This is a genomic window from Kothea flammea (genome assembly GCF_052161645.1).
Lineage (GTDB): Bacteria > Planctomycetota > Planctomycetia > Pirellulales > Pirellulaceae > Laterigemmans.
Genome location: NZ_CP197414.1, coordinates 6377390 through 6395553, shown reverse-complemented (window position 1 = coordinate 6395553; position 18164 = coordinate 6377390). Strand labels below are relative to the sequence as shown.

Annotated in this window: 16 protein-coding genes; 5 read left to right on the top strand and 11 right to left on the bottom strand. The window is 56.4% G+C overall.

Features of this window, described 5'->3' with window-relative positions:
* Nucleotides 1-14: 14 nt before the first annotated feature.
* The 4 genes from SH139x_RS23810 to SH139x_RS23795 form a co-directional block, all read right to left on the bottom strand.
* Nucleotides 15-467: a hypothetical protein gene (locus tag SH139x_RS23810; protein ID WP_488352255.1), complete on the bottom strand. Its 453-nt coding sequence runs from the start codon at nucleotides 465-467 to the stop codon at nucleotides 15-17.
* Nucleotides 468-482: 15 nt separating this feature from the next.
* Nucleotides 483-980, bottom strand: a complete 498-nt coding sequence (locus tag SH139x_RS23805; protein WP_488352254.1) for an acyl-CoA thioesterase — start codon at nucleotides 978-980, stop codon at nucleotides 483-485.
* 39 nt (nucleotides 981-1019) lie between these two features.
* Nucleotides 1020-2135 (bottom strand): DUF932 domain-containing protein, encoded by a 1116-nt coding sequence (locus tag SH139x_RS23800; RefSeq protein WP_488352253.1) that lies wholly within the window; start codon nucleotides 2133-2135, stop codon nucleotides 1020-1022.
* A gap of 141 nt (nucleotides 2136-2276) precedes the next feature.
* Nucleotides 2277-3527: a DEAD/DEAH box helicase gene (locus tag SH139x_RS23795; protein WP_488352252.1), complete on the bottom strand. Its 1251-nt coding sequence runs from the start codon at nucleotides 3525-3527 to the stop codon at nucleotides 2277-2279.
* Between the two features lie 424 nt (nucleotides 3528-3951).
* Here SH139x_RS23795 and SH139x_RS23790 point away from each other — a divergent pair, with 424 nt between their 5' ends.
* The gene (locus tag SH139x_RS23790) at nucleotides 3952-5226 is read left to right on the top strand and encodes an endonuclease/exonuclease/phosphatase family protein (protein ID WP_488352251.1); all 1275 of its coding nucleotides are present in this window, start codon (nucleotides 3952-3954) and stop codon (nucleotides 5224-5226) included.
* 33 nt (nucleotides 5227-5259) lie between these two features.
* Here SH139x_RS23790 and SH139x_RS23785 read toward each other — a convergent pair whose 3' ends face one another.
* The 3 genes from SH139x_RS23785 to SH139x_RS23775 are packed head-to-tail and all read right to left on the bottom strand — an operon-like array spanning nucleotide 5260 to nucleotide 7473.
* The gene (locus SH139x_RS23785; protein ID WP_488352250.1) at nucleotides 5260-5697 is read right to left on the bottom strand and encodes an STAS domain-containing protein; all 438 of its coding nucleotides are present in this window, start codon (nucleotides 5695-5697) and stop codon (nucleotides 5260-5262) included.
* A gap of 29 nt (nucleotides 5698-5726) precedes the next feature.
* A complete protein-coding gene (locus SH139x_RS23780) occupies nucleotides 5727-6896 on the bottom strand; it encodes an FAD-dependent oxidoreductase (RefSeq protein WP_488352249.1) in 1170 nt (389 codons plus the stop codon).
* The gene (locus SH139x_RS23775) at nucleotides 6889-7473 is read right to left on the bottom strand and encodes a hypothetical protein (protein ID WP_488352248.1); all 585 of its coding nucleotides are present in this window, start codon (nucleotides 7471-7473) and stop codon (nucleotides 6889-6891) included. The genes SH139x_RS23780 and SH139x_RS23775 overlap by 8 nt, the downstream gene beginning before the upstream one ends.
* Nucleotides 7474-7532: 59 nt before the next feature.
* On the opposite strand from SH139x_RS23775, the gene SH139x_RS23770 reads away from it, so the two are divergent.
* Nucleotides 7533-9065, top strand: coding sequence for an amidohydrolase (locus SH139x_RS23770; RefSeq protein WP_488352247.1), 1533 nt, complete (start codon nucleotides 7533-7535; stop codon nucleotides 9063-9065).
* Between the two features lie 10 nt (nucleotides 9066-9075).
* Complete coding sequence (gene msrA, locus SH139x_RS23765; RefSeq protein ID WP_488352246.1) at nucleotides 9076-9762, top strand: peptide-methionine (S)-S-oxide reductase MsrA; 687 nt, start codon at nucleotides 9076-9078, stop codon at nucleotides 9760-9762.
* Nucleotides 9763-9975: 213 nt separating this feature from the next.
* On the opposite strand, the gene SH139x_RS23760 is transcribed toward msrA, so the two are convergent.
* Nucleotides 9976-11130 (bottom strand): trans-sulfuration enzyme family protein, encoded by a 1155-nt coding sequence (locus SH139x_RS23760; protein WP_488352245.1) that lies wholly within the window; start codon nucleotides 11128-11130, stop codon nucleotides 9976-9978.
* On the bottom strand, nucleotides 11127-12401 hold the full coding sequence (locus SH139x_RS23755) for a trans-sulfuration enzyme family protein (protein ID WP_488352244.1): 1275 nt from the start codon (nucleotides 12399-12401) through the stop codon (nucleotides 11127-11129). Before SH139x_RS23755 ends, SH139x_RS23760 begins: the two co-directional genes overlap by 4 nt.
* A 398-nt stretch (nucleotides 12402-12799) precedes the next feature.
* Between SH139x_RS23755 and SH139x_RS23750 the strand changes: the two genes are divergently transcribed.
* Nucleotides 12800-14074, top strand: coding sequence for a hypothetical protein (locus tag SH139x_RS23750; RefSeq protein WP_488352243.1), 1275 nt, complete (start codon nucleotides 12800-12802; stop codon nucleotides 14072-14074).
* 4 nt (nucleotides 14075-14078) lie between these two features.
* On the opposite strand, the gene SH139x_RS23745 is transcribed toward SH139x_RS23750, so the two are convergent.
* The gene (locus tag SH139x_RS23745; protein WP_488352242.1) at nucleotides 14079-14852 is read right to left on the bottom strand and encodes a class I SAM-dependent methyltransferase; all 774 of its coding nucleotides are present in this window, start codon (nucleotides 14850-14852) and stop codon (nucleotides 14079-14081) included.
* On the bottom strand, nucleotides 14849-16237 hold the full coding sequence (locus SH139x_RS23740; RefSeq protein ID WP_488352241.1) for a sulfatase-like hydrolase/transferase: 1389 nt from the start codon (nucleotides 16235-16237) through the stop codon (nucleotides 14849-14851). Before SH139x_RS23740 ends, SH139x_RS23745 begins: the two co-directional genes overlap by 4 nt.
* Nucleotides 16238-16805: 568 nt before the next feature.
* Here SH139x_RS23740 and SH139x_RS23735 point away from each other — a divergent pair.
* Nucleotides 16806-18158: a hypothetical protein gene (locus SH139x_RS23735; RefSeq protein WP_488352240.1), complete on the top strand. Its 1353-nt coding sequence runs from the start codon at nucleotides 16806-16808 to the stop codon at nucleotides 18156-18158.
* Nucleotides 18159-18164: the final 6 nt, after the last annotated feature.

Genomic DNA, 18164 nt, shown 5'->3' with positions numbered 1-18164 from the left:
CGGCGACTCCCGTGCTAAAGCTGGCGACGACACCAACGAGCCAACGCCAAGATGATTCCGCCGCCAAGCACCGTCGAAGGACCTTCGTACAGCGTCCAGTACCAAGGCATCGCCGACCACGCGCCAATCACACATTGTAAAACGCCAAAAGCCATGGTCCCCCAACCCAACGGCCGTACCACTGGCCCAAATCGCTGGATATCACTGGCGATGATCAACAACAACACCCCCACGCAGCCATACAAAGCCGATAAATGGCGAGCTAAATAGAATGCCAGCGGATGCTCCGGAAACGACTCCAGCCGCAACTCGGCAGTGATCTCCACAAACCACGACGAGGGCATCAAGGCGGCTGCGAATGCCAGCAAAGTCACGCCACCCACCAAACGAAAAAACCAAGCCAAATACTTAGCCCGCTCCGCCGCCCACAATGGCTCCCACGCCTGCCGCTCACCTAATGCTGCCATCGAGTCGCCCCCCAGCTATGGCTGCCGATCCGCTGATGTTGAGTCCGCTAATGTTGAGTCCGCTCGATTTGCCGCAGTTGACCAGGGTGGCGGCACCTGGCCCGCACAAACGCGAATGCTGGCTAGCACGCGCGAGGGTATTGGGACAACGCCCCGCTGCTGCATGTCGATCATCACCCAACGCGTGCTGGCTCTCGCCAAAATCGTTCGATCCGCCGGGCGGACTATCAAGTATTTCCGCCGCACCGCATGCCGCGACGTTTCACTGATCCAAGTCCGCACCACAATCGCCTCATCCGCCAATGCGGCCGCCCGATAAGTAATGTCATGCTCGCGGACGACCCATCCATATCCATACTCCCGCTCCAATTGCTCCCCATCCCAGCCCTGAATGGCCGCGTGTCGACTAGCCGCTCGCAACGTCCAAGCTAAGTATCGCAAATTGTGAACGTGCTGCTGAGCGTCGATCTCCGCCGCTTCGACTCGGTGGGCTAAATCATAGTAGTCAAGCATGCGGGAAATGTCGGCACTGGAGCGAAACGGACAGCGAGGCTATGCAGATTGCGAGACCACCGGTTGGTCAAGGAAGAACGCGTCAAAGTCAGTGCTGACTTCAGCCGTTCCCTCCAGATCATATTCGTCAGAGATCAAGCTGCCAATGTAGGCCTGGATCCGATTCGCTCCACTCGGCTTGGCATGATGCGAAGCAATTTCGCTGGCAAAGTTCAGCAAGTCATAAACCCGCGCGCGGCTCGGCAGAATCCGTTGCCGCTTGTCACTCAGCGCCTCGATGTTTGATAACCCGTAAAGCTCATTCAAGTTACCAGCGATCGTGTGCAGCCGGCCCAACAAACCTTGACAAGTTAACTCCTTGGCCACTTCCAACTTCTCCAACAATCCGGCCAACTGAACGCACTCCTGAACCGATGCCCAAGAACTTTGACTCGAGGCAAACCGCTGCCGCAATGCCACGTACCCGTCACCATTGTCGAACGATTCCAAAGCCCGCGTCAAACAGTGATCCATGTGCTTGCCAACCGGAATGTCGCTGCGGAAGGTCCGCGAATATCCCACCATGCCGTTGCTGCAGACCAATCGCAACAACGACAAAAACAAACGCGGATGCCCATAGCCATCGATCGGCGTCTCCAAACAAAACCGATCCCGAAATTGATCACCTCCAATCGCAAACTCGCGACTGCCACCCCGCGGCGAATGGCTGCTGTGAACCAAACCATCATGATAATGCACGTCCAATCCGCCATAACGCTGCAACAGGTCAATCACTTCCGAGTAATGAATCACGGGCCGCTGCGGGCTGGTTACGGCTAATAACTCCCGCCGCGGCTCACCCGGCTGAGCATCCTGCAAATCGTGCCGCTCGACCACGCAATAGCGAAAAGCGGCACCCTGGTTAACTTCGCCAATCCGACTGAACACCTCAGCTGGCGAAAAATAACGAAACACATTCTCAGCGATGCCAAAGCGGGTGAAAAACGATCGCCAAAACCGCTTCGTCGCACGCACCTGCTGCCCCTCAATTTCCAAATCTTTCAAGGCCACCTTGCCAGCTCGCGAGCGCTCCACGCGCCGCACTCGCAAATCATCCACCGTGGCCATTCCATAACGAAAACGAGGCGGTTGCAGATTGTTCGTAGCAGCGACCATTGTCAATCCCTTTCCAAAAGTTGAGGTGAATAAATCAAACGGCTATCCAGTTTTTTAATCTCTGAACCGTGGCTAGCGCCAAAACGGCTAACGGAAACCGTGGCTAGCGCCAAAACGGCTAACAGTTCGCGAAATAGTGCTCTAGCCGCGCGAATACCAAGCGGACCGCTGACGGTTGCGATGCATCGCGACCATCGCGGGCAACTCGGCCTGCGCGCTGGCAACTCGCCGGCGAGCAATCATTGTCAGTTCATCGAGGCGACGATTGGCGTGAATGCTGCGCCAACCATTTTCCGTCCATAGATACTGCTCGGCCGGCATCGCCGTCCGCAGCATCGGATGCTTCGTATGCCGACACTGCACGATCTGCTTGTGCTCGATGTCGGGCGCCTTACGCAACACTCGCCCAGCCATCTGAATCGTGCAACCCTTGCCGCTCGGCCGACAAAAGACGGTCTTCAAATCGGGACAATCAAAGCCTTCGGTGAGGATCGCCATGTTGATCAGCACCGCAGTGCGCCCCGTGGCAAAATCTTCTAACTGACGATTGCGGTTGCTCGTCGCGGTAACAATCTCGGCGCTCACGCCAGCCGCACCTAACAGCCCGGCTAACTCCTCACACTGCTCCCGTCGATGAAAGAACACCAACGACTTGCCCCATCGATCCGGCTCGTCTCGCAACAAACCGGCGATAAACTGCGGCGAGTGATCGGGGACGGTGAAGTGATGATACTGACTGAGAAATCCCTGCTCGATCAAGACCGCGATCCCCGCATCACGAATCACATGGTCAAAACAAAGCTTGACGCGATCACTGCGATAAGGGGTGGCGGATAAACCCAAAGTCCAACGTGGCCGAATCGTGCTGTGCAGATTGGCCATGCTGGTGGCCGCGTCATGCTGGGCCTCGTCGACGATCAACAGATCGACCGCCGGTGGCTCTTTGGTGAACATGCTGATCGGTACCAACTCGACTCCCAACCCGCGGCGGTGATTCTCGGCGACCGCTTGGGTAAGCAAATTGCGTCGCATCGCCACCCAACCCACACGAGCCCCGGTCACCTGCTGCAGCAAGGCGGCGATCGCCAACCCCATCACCGTCTTGCCGCTCCCGGTGGGGCTTTCGATCAACACGCTGGCCGCCCCCCGCTCCAATTCCACGTCGCGTTGCGGAATGAACTCCCCCGAAGACTCCCCCGAGGAAGCTGCCGACCGCGGCACCCCGGCAAACCGCCGAATCGCCGTTTCGATAATCCGCCGCTGATAATCTCGCGGCTGTAAATCACACCCCTGCAAGAAACCTTGCAACCGCTGTGGTATCTCCCAAGCCAAGTCCAGCAACTCGGCCGCCCCATTCAACTGTTGATTCTCAACGCTCCCCGCTGATGCCATCGCAGCACACTCCCTCGTGAATTAGACTCAAATACGTTTCCCTACACTTTCACTTCACCAAGTGACACGTTTGGTCACACTCGGCGAGGAATTTTTATTTTTTTGCAAAGTTTCGCAGCCTTGCCCGTCAGACCTGCGGTTTCCCGCTGTCGTCTGCGGCTTTCCTCGACCCTTTTTTCATCCGGGCAAAATCAAGTTGCTGCTACTTTAGGGTCTGGATGTTGGCGACAAGTCCGAATGGGACTTTGCCGCGAGTTTCCGGAAAGACTCTCCGCTGGACTCTTGGGCAACGACCGGCTGCCACTTTTCGAGACACTAAAATTGGCATACAAAACCGCAGCCGATGCCCCCCGAAACGCCCGCGCAGCATCAAAACTGCTGTTCGCAGAATTCGCTTAACCCCTTCGATCAAAGCAACTTACGCATGCCGATGCACACCGTCACCAAAATCGTCGCTGGCTCGCTCTTGCTATGCCTGACCGCCCCGCTGCTGCGGGCAGCCCCCCCGCCTGAATTTTCCCCTGCTGAATTTGCCGCGTCTGAATCTGCTGCGTCCGCACCTGATGGCGCCGAGCGGACCACGATCCGCGTGGCCACGATCAACGCCTCGCTCTACCGCGACTCGGCAAACCAATTAACCGAGGAACTGGAGGCCGGGACGTGCCATCAAGCTGGCCAATTGGCCGCGTTGCTGCAAGTCACTCGTCCGGATGTTGTGCTGATCAACGAGCTGGACTATCGAGCCGACCACCGCGCGGTGAAAAGTTTGATCAATCAGTATTTGCACGTCGCTCAAGTCGCCGCGGGGCGCGATCTCCAACCGCTCGACTACCCCTACTTTTTCTCTGGCCCGGTGAACACGGGGGTCGATTCCAAACTCGATTTAAATGCCGACGGGCATGTGGGCTCGGCCGATGACGCTTGGGGTTATGGACGCTATCCGGGGCAATATGGAATGGCCGTGCTAAGCCGATTCCCGATTGATTCCGCGAACGTGCGGAGCTTTCAAAAATTCCGCTGGTCGTCTTTGCCGCGAGCCAAGCGACCAGTGGTTCCGGCGACCGGAAAACCTTTCCACGACGATGCGACTTGGCAGAGATTGCGGTTATCATCCAAGAGCCACTGGGATGTTCCGATCAAAGTGAATGCTTGGACTTTGCACATCCTGGCTAGCCATCCGACGCCACCCGCTTTCGATGGTCCTGAAAAACGAAATGTTCGTCGCAACCACGACGAGATTCAATTTTGGGCCCACTACATCGATCCCCAAGCAAACTTTGCCGCGCTTGTCGATGATAACGGACGAGCGGGCGGGCTGGCGGAAGATGCCAATTTCGTGATTCTTGGCGACCTGAATTCAGATCCACGAGACGGCTCGGGGATGGCCACCGCCATCAACGGTTTGCTGAACCACAAATACATCCAGGATCCCAACCCGACGAGTCGCGGGGGGCCGCTGGCGGCTCGCAACGCCGGCGGAGTCAATGCGAAACAGTTGGGTGATCCAGCCCTCGACACCAGCCAGTTCTCGGCAAAGAACGTGGGCAACCTCCGCGTTGATTATTGCCTCCCCAGTGCTAACTTAAAGCTCAGCAACAGCGGTGTCTTCTGGCCGGCCCCCGACCAGAGCGAAGCCCCGTTGGTGGAGTTCACCGACCATCGATTGGTCTGGATCGATATCGTGCCTCCGCAACGGTAAACCGGCGGGCTGGGCTCATTTGTCGGGCTGGGCTCATTTGTCGGGCTGGCCTTCCGTTTGGGAGACGGCGGCGATCGCCGCTTCGACGCTGTCGTGAATATCGAATAACCGATTCAAATGTGTGATTCGCAGCGCCTCGGCGACCGTCCCCTGAACATTGGCAAGATGCAATTCACCACCCCGTCGCCGTAGTCTCGATTGCCCGCGGATCAACATCCCCAGCCCCAAACTGGAGACGTACCCCAGTTCGCTGACGTCAACCACAATCACCTGATGGCCATCCTCCAAGACACTTTGCATGCATTCAAAAAAGTATTCGCACGCAGCTCCGTCCAGTTGCCCACCCAACGCGACGATGACAATGCCGTTTTCTAAAACCCGATGCGTGAATTGAATCATCTGATTCCAATCGATAAAGAGATGGCCATTGGGGGAGGGAAAGCCAATTAGGGTAACACTCCAATGGGCCATCAACAACTCTTTACCGATCAACCTGGCAATCAATCCGCGCCAGCGCTATGTTTTGCAATGAATTGGCGATCAATAAAATCTTTCAACCACCAGCACCAGCGAGCATGGATGGCGAAGCCGCGATACTGAAAGATTGCTCGACAATCACCCGTGTTTAGCAGGGACAGAAAATGAGCCTGCGGCTGCCAACGGGAAAGGGGCAGATTTCGGCTGATTCTCTGCAAATTCTCCCATAGCACGGGACCCTGACGAACCGCGTAGACACCCGCTTTTGGCTGCGGATCGTCCTGACAAGTTCCCGCGTCACCGACGACAAAAATCGTGGAATCTTGCACGCTTTGTAGATGCTGATTCGTAAGCAAGAAACCTCGCTCGTCGCGGGCCAAATCCAACTGCTCAAACAGCCGCGGAGCCACGGCGCCGACTACCCAAATGATCAAGTCGGCGGGCTGAAGTTGCCGCTCGCCACTCGCCTGCTCAGTGACAACGCCCCGCTGCTCAAGAGCGACCGCCGCATGTCCTAACAACACGCGGTGCCCACGCCGCGATAACGTGCGCTCCGCAATCGCCGCGGCGCGGGGATTACCATCGCCGAGCAGACGCGAATCACTCTGCACCACGGTCAGTTCACAGCGAGGCAAGCCGGTAGGTGACAGAACGCGTTGCCGCTCCAACCACGCGGGCAAGCAAAGTGCGATCTCCACGCCACCAGATCCGCCACCCACGACGACAATTCGCAGTGGCAAGGATTCTTCGCGGTCCCGTATCGCCGCGCTCACCGATTGCTCCAGTCGCGATAAAAATGTTTGCATCGGCTTGATCGAAATCGCCTGCTCGATGCCAGGCACGTCGGCCGGTCGCGAGCCGATCCCGATTGATAGCCAATCATATGGGACTGGTTCGCAGTTCCTTAGCAACACTTGACGACGCGTTCGATCGAGTCCGGTGGTCTCTGCCAAGATCAACTCCGCACCGACTTCCGCGCAGCGTGCCGACAAATCAATCTGCATTTCCTCGTTGGTGTAATTTCCCGCCAAGGTGCCAGGCAACATTCCCGAGTAGGCTGCGGTCGGTTGGTTGGAGATGCAGGTCAGCCTGATCCCCGGCAGCGGTCGACGTTGCCACTCTCGCAACACATGAAGGTGCGTATGCCCCACGCCCAACAAGACTAAATCACGGGGCTGGCGCGGATTACTCATGACCTGGGGCTGCACCTGCGAAAAAAGTCTCGGGGGTGACCAGCACCCCGTGCCGCGTCGTTTGATCGAGTTCTTGGTAACGCAGTTGGATTAAGTTCAACACGCGTTGGAAAATCTGCTCAACACGCTCGTCCACCAATTGCTTGGCAACCAGATTGAAGTCCGCGTCGGAAGCGCACTGAGTTTTCAACACTGTCAATTCCTCGCCAACCCACTTGCGAAACAAGTTCAAAAAACGCGGATCGGTGGAAATTCGCACGTGATCAAACTCATGCCGTACCAATTGTTGGTCGTAAAATCCCTCTCCAGCAAATGCTATCGGCAGCAAAATTTCATGTTTGATTTCGAATTCGAGCTGGTCGAATTGGGGACGCACGACCAACGTCCGCTGTCCTCCCGATCTGCCCACGGCTCGCCAACGAAAATTGATTTTGCTGTTATATTGCAGAGAATACCGGGTTTCTGCCTGAAATTTGCGACGCAATTGTCGAGCGTCGTAGAATACATAGGTGACTTTTCCCAAAGTGATCAGCCGCTGCAGCTGATCAGGTGGTTGCGGTAAGCTGGGGGTTGGCACAGTTTGAGTTGGCCAGGGTTCATTCCCCCCGCTGCCAGATCCGGCTGCGTGCTCCGCTGGTGAGTCATTACTGGGTGAGTCAGCGGTTGGGGGATCAGCGGTTGGGGGATCAGCGGTTGGGGGATCAGCGGTTGGGGGTTGCTGCGAACAGGCTTGTTGGCACGCGAGCGGCCCGACGCCCGGGCAGGCCAGCCAGCAGGCCAGCGTGCAGCCCAACAGCCCAGCACGACACGCCCCAGCAAAACACAATGCAGCTCGATGAAATTCAGATCGCCTACACATCTCGGAAGGTACCCTTGACCGAACCAATGAAGCCACTGCGAGTCGTCCCTGCGAACATGGAGGAGCTTACTTCTTCCGTTGATGATAGCCTATTGGCCGCTGCCTTAGTCACCGAGATTAACACCCGTACCGATTTAATTTTGTCGGATGTGATTGCCCTGCGACGCCATTTGCACCGTCACCCCGAAGCGTCCGAGCGTGAGTATGCCACCACAGACTATTTGGCTCGCTTGCTAACTTCGCTCGGTTTGCATCCGCAAGTTTGTGAATCGCGTACCGGTTTGACTTGCGATCTGGTGTATCGCCAGGTTGCCGGCAGCCTCGTCCCAAGGCGTTTGGTGCTCCGTGGCGACATCGACGGGTTGCCAATTCATGATGCCAAGGCGGTCGACTATCGCAGCACTTGCCCCGGCCTAATGCACGCCTGTGGTCATGACGCGCACCCGGCCATCCTCTATGGAACGTTGCGTCTGTTGGACTCGCTCGGGCGGGACGGATTGCTGCCTTGGTCGATCGCTGTCCGCGGCGTTTTCCAACCAGCCGAAGAGGTTTCCACCGGGGCGATGGCGATGATTCATGCCCACGCCCTGCGAGAAGTGGACGCGGCGATTGCGTTGCATGTCGATCCGGGCCGCCCCGTCGGCCGGATTGGATTACGAGTCGGCACGCTGACTGCCTCTTGCGACACTTTTCATTTGACATTCGAGGGGCGCGGCGGCCACGGAGCTCGTCCACACCTCGCCGCCGACCCCATCGAAGCGGCGGCAACTTGGATCACGACGGCGCTCCGCCGGATTCCCCGCTCTGCCGACCCACACAACCCGGTCATCATCTCCGTGGGAAAATTTCACGCCGGACATGCTTCCAACGTGATTCCCGATTCGGCGGAAATCGAGGGCACCTTGAGGACGCTCTCGAAAAAAACTCGCACCGAGGCCTTGGCAACCCTGGAAGATATCAACGACTCGATTGCCAAACAGTCGGGCGTGAAGATTAAACTACAGTTCCAGCAATCCTCTCCGCCGGTCGATAACGACGCCTCGATCGTTCAATTGATCGCCGCCGCCGCCGAAGATGTGCTCGGTGACGATTGCCTCGATTGGATTGAAAACCCCAGCATGGGAAGTGAGGATTTTTCCTACTACCTCGACCACGTTCCCGGAGCCATGTATCGCCTGGGAGTCGCCGGGGATCAAGTCGGGCACGCACCCTTGCACACACCCCATTTTGACATTGACGAGGAAGCACTCGCCGTCGGTATTCGCGTGATGACCGCGGCAACGCTGAGGTTTTTTGCACCCCAAGGTTAGGAGTCTCCTAATGTTACGGTTCAACGGGCTTTCCACTTTCTTAGCAACCTGCTGGCTGCTTACGCAGTTTGCCAGCGGTTCACCTCAAGCCGCTGGCCAATCGCCGACCAGTCCTGCTGATCAAACAGCTTCCCCGCCGGACGCCACCGCCGGGGAAGGCCAACTCCAAGCGGCAGTCTTTGCCGGTGGCTGCTTCTGGTGCGTCGAGTCGGCTTTTGACAAAGTTGAAGGAGTGGTGGAAACCATTTCCGGCTACACCGGCGGCAAAACCAAAAACCCCACTTACGATGCCGTTTCTCAAGGACGTACCGGGCACTACGAAGCGGTGCGAGTAGTCTACGATCCGCGCCGCACCAACTACGAGAAACTGCTGCATGTGTTTTGGCGCAACATCGATCCCTTCAACGCGCGAGGCCAGTTCTGTGATACTGGCAGCCAATATCGAGCGGCAATCTTTGTCGACTCCAACAAACAGCGACAGCAAGCTGAAGCCAGCATCCGCGATTTGGCAAAGTACACCAAACGAAAGATTGTGACTCAGATCTTGCCAGCCGCCGAATTCTATCCGGCGGAAGCCTATCATCAAGATTATCATATCAAACACCCCATCAAATACCGCTATTATCGCTCCAGCTGCGGGCGTGACCAACGGCTAATCGCGATCTGGGGAGCCCAGGCCGGCGGGGCGGGGCATTGAGTCTTGAGTCTTGAGTGTTGAGTGTTGAGTGTTGAGTGTTGAGTGTTGAGTGTTGAGTGTTGAGTGTTGAGTGTTGAGTCTTGAGTCTTGAAGCGACGGTCTTGGACGCTTTAGGTTATATCAGCCGTTTGGCGCCAGCTCACAATTCTGCGGAACTGGACGCTGGCGTGTAGTGGCTGATTCCGTTTTGCTAATTGATTTATGGGGAAGTGCTTAACTCACAACGCCGGCTTGCAGCGCTTGCTCGAGATCGGCTTTCAAATCGTCAATGTCTTCCAAACCTACCGACAGCCTGATCAGGCCATCGGTAATTCCAAAACGCTCGCGATCGGCGGCATCATAACTGGCATGCGACATTGAGGCGGGCTGTTCGATCAGCGATTCCACGGCTCCCAGACTGACAGCCAGATGAAACAACTCGGTCGCTTCACAGACCCGGGCGGTCTGTTGATAATCACCGGCCAGTTCGAAACAGAGCATCGCTCCAAAACCCTGATCAAACTGACAACTCGCCAACACGTGCCCGGGATGATCGGCTAACCCCGGATACAACACGCGAGCCACGCGTGGATGCGATTGCAACCAAGTGGCCAGTTCCAGGGCGGTTCGTGACTGCTCTCGAACTCGCAACTCCAGGGTCTTCAGACCACGCGCGATGAGAAAGCAGGTGAACGGATCGAGCACGGCGCCGGTGGCATTTTGAATGTAGTACAGTTGCTCGTGCAGTGCGGTTTCGCGGGCCGCTAAGGTACCTCCCAAACAATCACTATGGCCGCCTAAGTACTTGGTAGCCGAGTGCATCACGATGTCAATGCCATGCTCCAGCGGGCGAACCAGAACCGGAGTGCCGAAGGTGTTGTCGACGCCAACCAAAGCGCCATGTTGATGGGCGACTTCAGCCAACATGCTCAAGTCGGGAATCGTGAACAGCGGATTGCCGATCGTCTCAGCCCAGAGCAAACGCGTTTCCGGCCGCAGGGCTTGCCGGATCGCGGTGGCCGATGTCATGTCGACCAACGTGACTTCGATCCCCGCCCGGGAGCAAATCTTATGCAATAACCGATAAGCGCCGCCATAAAGATCACAACCGGCGACAATGTGATCTCCCGAGTTCAACAACATGGTGACGCAATGAATCGCCGCCATCCCGCTGGAAAAAGCTAAAGCTCCGGCGGCACCCTCCAGTGATGCCAAAGTGGCTTGCAATTGCGCACGTGTCGGATTGCCACTCCGCGAATAATCAAATTCTCCCCACTTGCCCGCTCCCGGTTGACGAAAGGTGGAAGCTAAGTGGATCGGCGGCACGACCGCTCCCGTGCTGGGATCGATTTCGTTGCCAACGTGGATGGCTCGCGTGCGAAACTTCATGGTTGCAAAGCCTGCTCAAGATCGGCAATCAAATCATCCGCATTTTCAATCCCGCAGGAATAACGAATCATGTTATCAGGGATGCCGAACTTTTGCCGTTCCTCGGGGCTGCAACTGTAATAGCTCATAATCAACGGTTGTTCGATCAAAGATTCAACGCCGCCCAAACTGGGAGCAATCCTTGGCAACCGGGCCGCATCGACGACGCGAGCCGTCTGTTGCCAATCGGCATCACGCACTAAGAACGATACCAAACCGCCAAACCCGCGCATCGTCCGCTGGGCGACTTCGTGGGTCGGATGATCGGCTAAGCCTGGATAGTAGACTTGTTCCACTCGCGGATGCGATTGCAAGAATTCCGCCAAGCGTTGACCATTCTCATTATGCCGCTGCATCCTTAACTCAAAGGTCTTCAAACCGCGCTGCAGCAGATACAAATTATGAGCGGAGTTAATACCGCCCATGATGCCTCTCAGATTGCGAACACTCTCCAGCGCTGCGGTGCTGCCGCAAATTACACCGGCCAATAAATCATTGTGTCCGCCAAGGTATTTGGTTGCCGAATGCAGCACGTAGTCGACACCGAACTTTAATGGTTGCACGTTAAAGGGAGTTGCCAACGTGGCATCGATCAGTGTCTCCACCTCATGCGCTTTGCCGACGGCGACGAACTGCTCCAGATCGATCACCGTCATGTGCGGGTTGGTCGGCGACTCGCTGACCAGCATCCGCGTGCGAGGCGTAATGGCCGCTTCCATGGCGGCAAAATCTCCCGTTGGCACCTGGCGAGTCACGACGCCAAAGCGACTCAGGTGCTTGACGCAGAATTCTCGGCTGCGTCGATAACATTGATCAAAGAAAACAATCTCATCGCCCGCGTTGAGCTTCGCCATCAGCAGCCCCACGATGGCCGCCATCCCGGTGCTGAAGACGACCGCGTCCTCGGCTCCGTCCAAAGTGGCCAGCTTGCGCTCGACAGCCCGCTCGTTGGGATTCCCATAACGCCCATACTCTTCCCGCTCAGCCCGGCCTTCGACGTATTCCAGCAATTCGTCGGTGGAATCAAAGGCGTAGGTTGCCGCGCAGAAAATGGGGTCGGAGATGGAGTCCCCCGGTTTATGCCGCAGTTCGCCACCGTGCACGGCAACCGTTCCTGGACCGCGATCACGGGTCGGCTGGTAGGGGCCAGCAGTCGTTGGACCGGAGTCAGTTGGGCTGGCTGAGGAGGAGGTAGTGGAAGAAGCTGTTTTGGCGGGGGTGTCGATAGCCATGGTTCCCTACATTGCGTCGCTGATTCGGCTGTTTCAAAAACGGTGATTGGCCGCGCGACAACCATCCCGCAGCCCTCACTTGGAATTCGCGACAACATGGCTCGTCAAGCTGGCTCTTTAGCAGTTAAGGCTGCAAGCGGCCGCAAATCCCTGTATCATTACTGTAGCTGGGTTCCTCGACGGGAGCAACAGTTGCCGCTGCACTCACGACCGATTCGAATTTGAGGCGGTCCACCAACTCTCAACACCGCTAAAGTGACAGGATGCCAACTCGTCGGCCCAGTCTCGAAATTCTTCCCAATCGCTACGGATGGAAAGTCATGAGAACTGCAGGAACCATGACAACTCCAAGAACAGGGCGAGGTCGTGCAACAAAGCAGCCCAATAGCGAGCCTGTCGTGAGCAATTCCCGAGTGGGAAAATTTTTGCCGATCAAACAACGCCTGCTGCTCTCCACGTTGTTTCTATTGGCTATCACCCCCGTGATCCCCGCCCCCGCATACCCAGTCACCCCCAAACAAACCGCCGACGAAAAAACCGCCGACGAGCAGCCCAGCGACGAACAGCTTCGCCGGCTAATCTCCCAGCTTGGCGCGAATTCATTTCAAGTTCGCGAAGCGGCGACCGCCCAACTGCTGACACTGGGCCCGCAGTGTTTGCCAACGCTGCGTCACGAAGCTGAGGTGGGCGATCAGGAAGTTCGGCAACGGATTGAGATCATCGTCGAACGGCTGATGCAGGATGATTTCGAGGCGCGGGTGCGAGCGTTCCTCGATCGCGATCCCGAGTCGGAACTTCCCGGCTGGGATTTTGCCCAACAGCGACTTGGCGATACCCAGTTGGCTCGCGAGACCTTCGTGGCGATCAGCCGCAAACATCCGACCTACGTGCAGTTACTCGGTGGCACAACTCGTGAGCGCGCCGAGTCGTTAAACGTGCTCACTCAAGATCTGCAAGCCTCCCGCCGCACGCTGAGATTTCAGCCCACGGTCGAAGATTGCCTGGCGTTGCTGTTGGTAATTTCTGATCCCGAGGTACCAACCACAGTGGCTCACGACACCGAAGTCATTTCATTGGTAAGGCGTTTTGAGATTGTCGACGCCCTCAGTGATCCCGAGATGTCGGGTCCCTTGCGGAGCTTGATTGGTCAGTGGCTTGTTCGCGTCAATTCGGGGCGGAGAATCGATGCCGTACATTTCGCCATGCAGGCTGAATTCTCACAGGCCGTGACATTGGCCGGCAAGATGCTGGCCGAACAGGCTGACGATGTGGAGGCGATCGCTTTCGCCTTCAAGACGATCGCTCGCTTTGGCGAGCCCGCCGATGGGATGCTGGTGCAACCCTTTCTTGACGATAAACGCCCCAGCGGAGGCGATCTATTTTATCCCGATCCCACCGGCCGTATCCTGCAAGTCGAAGTCAGAGATTTAGCCATGGCGACCGTTGCCGTGCTCAACAAACGCCGCCTCCGCGACATCGGTTTTCCCGTCGGCCGCGAAAATTCGAATTTTGGTTTCGACGAAGAAACGTTGGGCTTTCCCGAGGGCGAAACTGGCAATACCGCCCGTCAACTCGTGCTCGAAGAAGTCAAGAAATTGCTCGAACAGGTCAAGCCAACGCCGGCGGAAAAACCAGCCGCCGCGGCTGATCAAGATGCCCAACCTCAGCAATAGCTGTTTAGCGTTTCCGCAACACAAAGACCGCGTCTGTGAGGTCATCGTCGAGCTCTCGCGACTCGTCGATGGCGTAATCGAAGTCATGAATCCCGACCAGCTCATACTCGGGTAATTGCTGGAAGAGCTGCTCGACTTGCTGATGGGTGTAAAGCCGCAAGGGGAATTCCGTGCGACAACGAATCGTTTTGGCTTCGGTTTTGGCTGTCAGCGTAACGCGCAACCGCTCTCGTCGCTCATCCCGGTTAAAGTCGACGACTTGCAAAGTGGTCGTGACGGCTGTCTTACCATGTTTGGCTCGCCACCGCTCGATGCAATCTTCATCGGCATCAAGCGGAATGATATGAAATCCTAGAATATAAATCCCACCCGGCCGCAGCGATCGAGCGACGCTGCGCAAATGCGTGAGCGCCGCTTCCTGGCTCAGCAGATGTCGAAACGTGTTAAAAGTGCAGAAGGCTGCGTCAATAGTTTCCGTCGGCTGATATTCAAGCATATCACCTTCGACTAGTTCCGCCGTCAAGCCACGACGGCGAAGCTTGCGACGCAGGTAACTCAGCGAGGGCTTGCTCAGGTCGAGCCCACAGACTTCGTAACCAAGCGCGGCCATCGCCACGACCAGCCTGCCGCTGCCACAACCGGGTTCGTACAGCCGCCGCACCGGTCCGCTCGCGTACTTGGTGAACGCCGCCTCAAAGAAGTCGACTTCGTATGCGGTTTCATCACGAAACACCATATCAAAGTACTGCGGGTAGTCATACCAATTCGACAGTTTCATTCGCGCTCGCTAGGGGCCGCCTGGTCCAGCACACGCTGCGGTGGGGCCGCACCATGACGTTGCATCCAAGAACTCAATTGATCACGCAACTCTGTCAGCACATCCTGGTGGGCAACTTGATGAATTTGATTTTCAACTTCATGCGGGTCAGACCTGGTATCGATGAAACGTTCGCGAACGGGCAGCAGCAATGCATCACCCTCAGCCATCTGCTCGGCATTTTCGGACGCTGCTGCCCGATGGGAATGAATCAGCTTGAACCGTTGGTCACGGACCAAACAAGCCCAATTTTTTGGCGAATCGATCTGCTGGCCAGCCGACTCCGTCGAGCTGTCGGGGGTGTGCACAGCAAAGACTAAATCACGATGTTCATGCCCATCACCCCGCACGATCGCGGCAAACGACACACCGTCGATCCCGCTGGGTGGAGTCCCCCCAGCCAATTCCACAATCGTTGGCAACAAATCGACCGTGCTGATCAAAGCTTCACTCCGGGCGGGCTGTACGTATCCCGGCCAGGAAATCACCAAGGGGACACGCAGCACAGCATCTGACATTGCCTCAACTGGGTGGCCACTCATGACAACTGATTCACGAACACCATGCGTGGAAGTGAACATGAATATCGTATCATGATCATTGAAAGTAGCCGCCATCGCATCATGAATGGCTTCAACCCTCGCGTTCAACATATCGTATTGCTGCGAAACGCCCCTTTCCTGATCACAAGAGTCATGAATCATTAAACAAATCGGTCGCTGGTCCCGCTGCGACTCGCTGGACAACCAGGCTGCCAAGTCAAAGGTACCGCCAGCGCCCGACGGCAACTGCAATTCGGCTGGCTGGGCAAGCAGTTCTAATGGAAAATGATTGCCACTAACCAGGGGTTGCTGGCCAATCAGTAGTAGACGATATCCCATCGCCTTTAGATGACTCGATAAGGTTCGTTCCTGCACCGCATCCCCCCTGGCGGGAGAACTGCCCGCATCTTCCCCAATCACAGAAACTGCCCTGGACCAAGTGGGAAAACGTCCGCTGTAAATGGCCTGCTGAACAGAATGGAACTCAGTCGCTGGAGAAAAAGCTTGGGAAAATACCAACCCCGTGGCTGCAACTCTGCTGAGTTTGGGCAATTGCTTTGCCCACAATTGTTGGCCTGCAACATCTCCGCTCTGCCGGACGAACTCAGCGGGGTGGCCAGCCGCCATGTACAGCACGAGGTGAGGCCGAGTCGCGCGGGGTGCCTCGCCGAACGCAGTTACTCCGCCATGAACCACCGCACTTAAAAACAACAGCGCCCGCATCCAGACCATAGGCCGCCCGCATCGTGAACCGACGGTGAAGCCAATCGCTTTAGCGGAAATTAAAAAGCCAGTCCGCGGCATAAATTTAACGTGCTCTTGGAAAACGCTTGGGGTTGCACCAAGGGGACCGTGAGGGGCGGAGAATAATCGATCTGATAAGCATAACTGGTCAAACCGCCAATGGTAGCCCGTCGCACCGATCACCACTCGTCTCGCTGATCATGGCGCCCCAAGGAGTAAACACAAAGACACCACCTGATTCAGAGTCAAGCAAACCACCACATTTGCAAGACATGCAGGAAGTTTCGAATCTGTAGCGATTATCACAGTTGCCCAATAGTTTTGGGCCAAGTTCGCTCGATATTCAGTGAAACCAATCAAATGCTGGATAATCCAAAGAAAGTTGGTCGATATATCTCGCTAAGTGCACCCCCCAAATAACATAGGGGTTTGATCAAACGATGGTGCGCGAAATTGTTTCGCCTGGTGACGGCTTGGTCTTGCTGAGCAGGTAGCCAAGGCCTGTTCCACGTTCCTTTGTTCTTAACTGCCGAGTGGTGGGAAACGTGAATGGTTGGCTGGTTGGTTAAACCAGTGCGCCACTCGCCTTCATCCATCGCCAACTTGTAAATACGAAATGGAATTTGTTATGCACACGAGACGTAATGGATCAAAGCGGCGCTGGCTCGCCCTCCAACTCGCAGCCGTAGTCGGGCTGGGTCATGCGGGGTTTGCCAACGCTGACGAATACGACGACTACTTTGGCACGACCGCAGTCAACAGCAACGTCGCCCAGACAGCTGGTCAGTACGGCGACCCCTGCCCCCCCAACCCTTGCCCGCCCGGAATGCCGATCGAGTATGGGTCCATGCAACCGACGCCATTGGGCTCCGCTGACGTCGGTTCTGGGGACGTCGGTTCTGGGGACGTCGGTTCGGGCGTGGCCCCGGACCAGAGCAACATGTCGATCCCGCAAAACGACATTAATAATTTTTCGTCGTTGGCCAACACAACGCCAGCGCAATCAACAGGCTTCGCCAGTAACGCGTCTGGTGCCCCCGAGATGCCGAGCATGCTCGGCGACTTCTTCGGAGGTTCGAGCTTGGTTCTAGGTGGTGGTTTGATTGGTCCTCAAACCATCGCGGTCGCTGGTGGTGACAGACGATTCAAGATTCCGGAAAACGTTAGCCCGATTCCACAAGATCGCGTCTTCTTCACCTACAACCACTTCAGCAACGCAGTGAGCGACGCGACCGGGGTTTCCTCGGACGTGGACCGAATCTTGTTTGGTTTTGAAAAGACATTCCTTAACGGAAACGCATCCTTCGAGTTCCGCTTGCCCTTTAGTTCGGCACTCGATGCCACCCAGCGAGTAGGAATCGGTGGCCAAGCAGTCGAGTTTGGTAACCTTGCATTGACGCTGAAAGCAAACATGCTTTCCACCTCGACATGCGTCATATCAGCAGGTGCAGCACTAACTGTTCCGACCGGTTCCGACTACGAGTTGAACAACGGTGGGGCACTTGACCTGCTAGTTGAAAACGAGTCTTACCAGCTTGCCCCGTTTGTTGGGTTTGCCCAGCAGCTAAACCGTGATTGGTTCACTCAGGGATTTGTTCAAGCCAACTTCGACTTGAATGGGTTTCGCGTGACTGATTTTGCCGGTGGCACGTCGGGAACAATTCAGGACCAGAATCTGCTGTTTCTGAGCTCCTCGCTGGGTCGCTGGCTTTACCGCCAAGACACCTCAAGTGGAAGGCTTCATAAGGGGGTGGCAGCCATCACCGAGCTACACTATACCACGGGTCTAAACGATGGCGATACCGTTGCCGCGGGCGGTGACACGATTAGCAACATCGGATTCAACGCGCTGAATCTGTCATCCGCGTTGCACTTCCAACACGGCCCAACGGCGGTTCGTCTCGGTGGTGCCGCTCCGTTGCGAACCGACGACAAACTTTTTGATGCTGAATTCTTCATTCAGATCAACCGCGCTTTCTAAGACAGT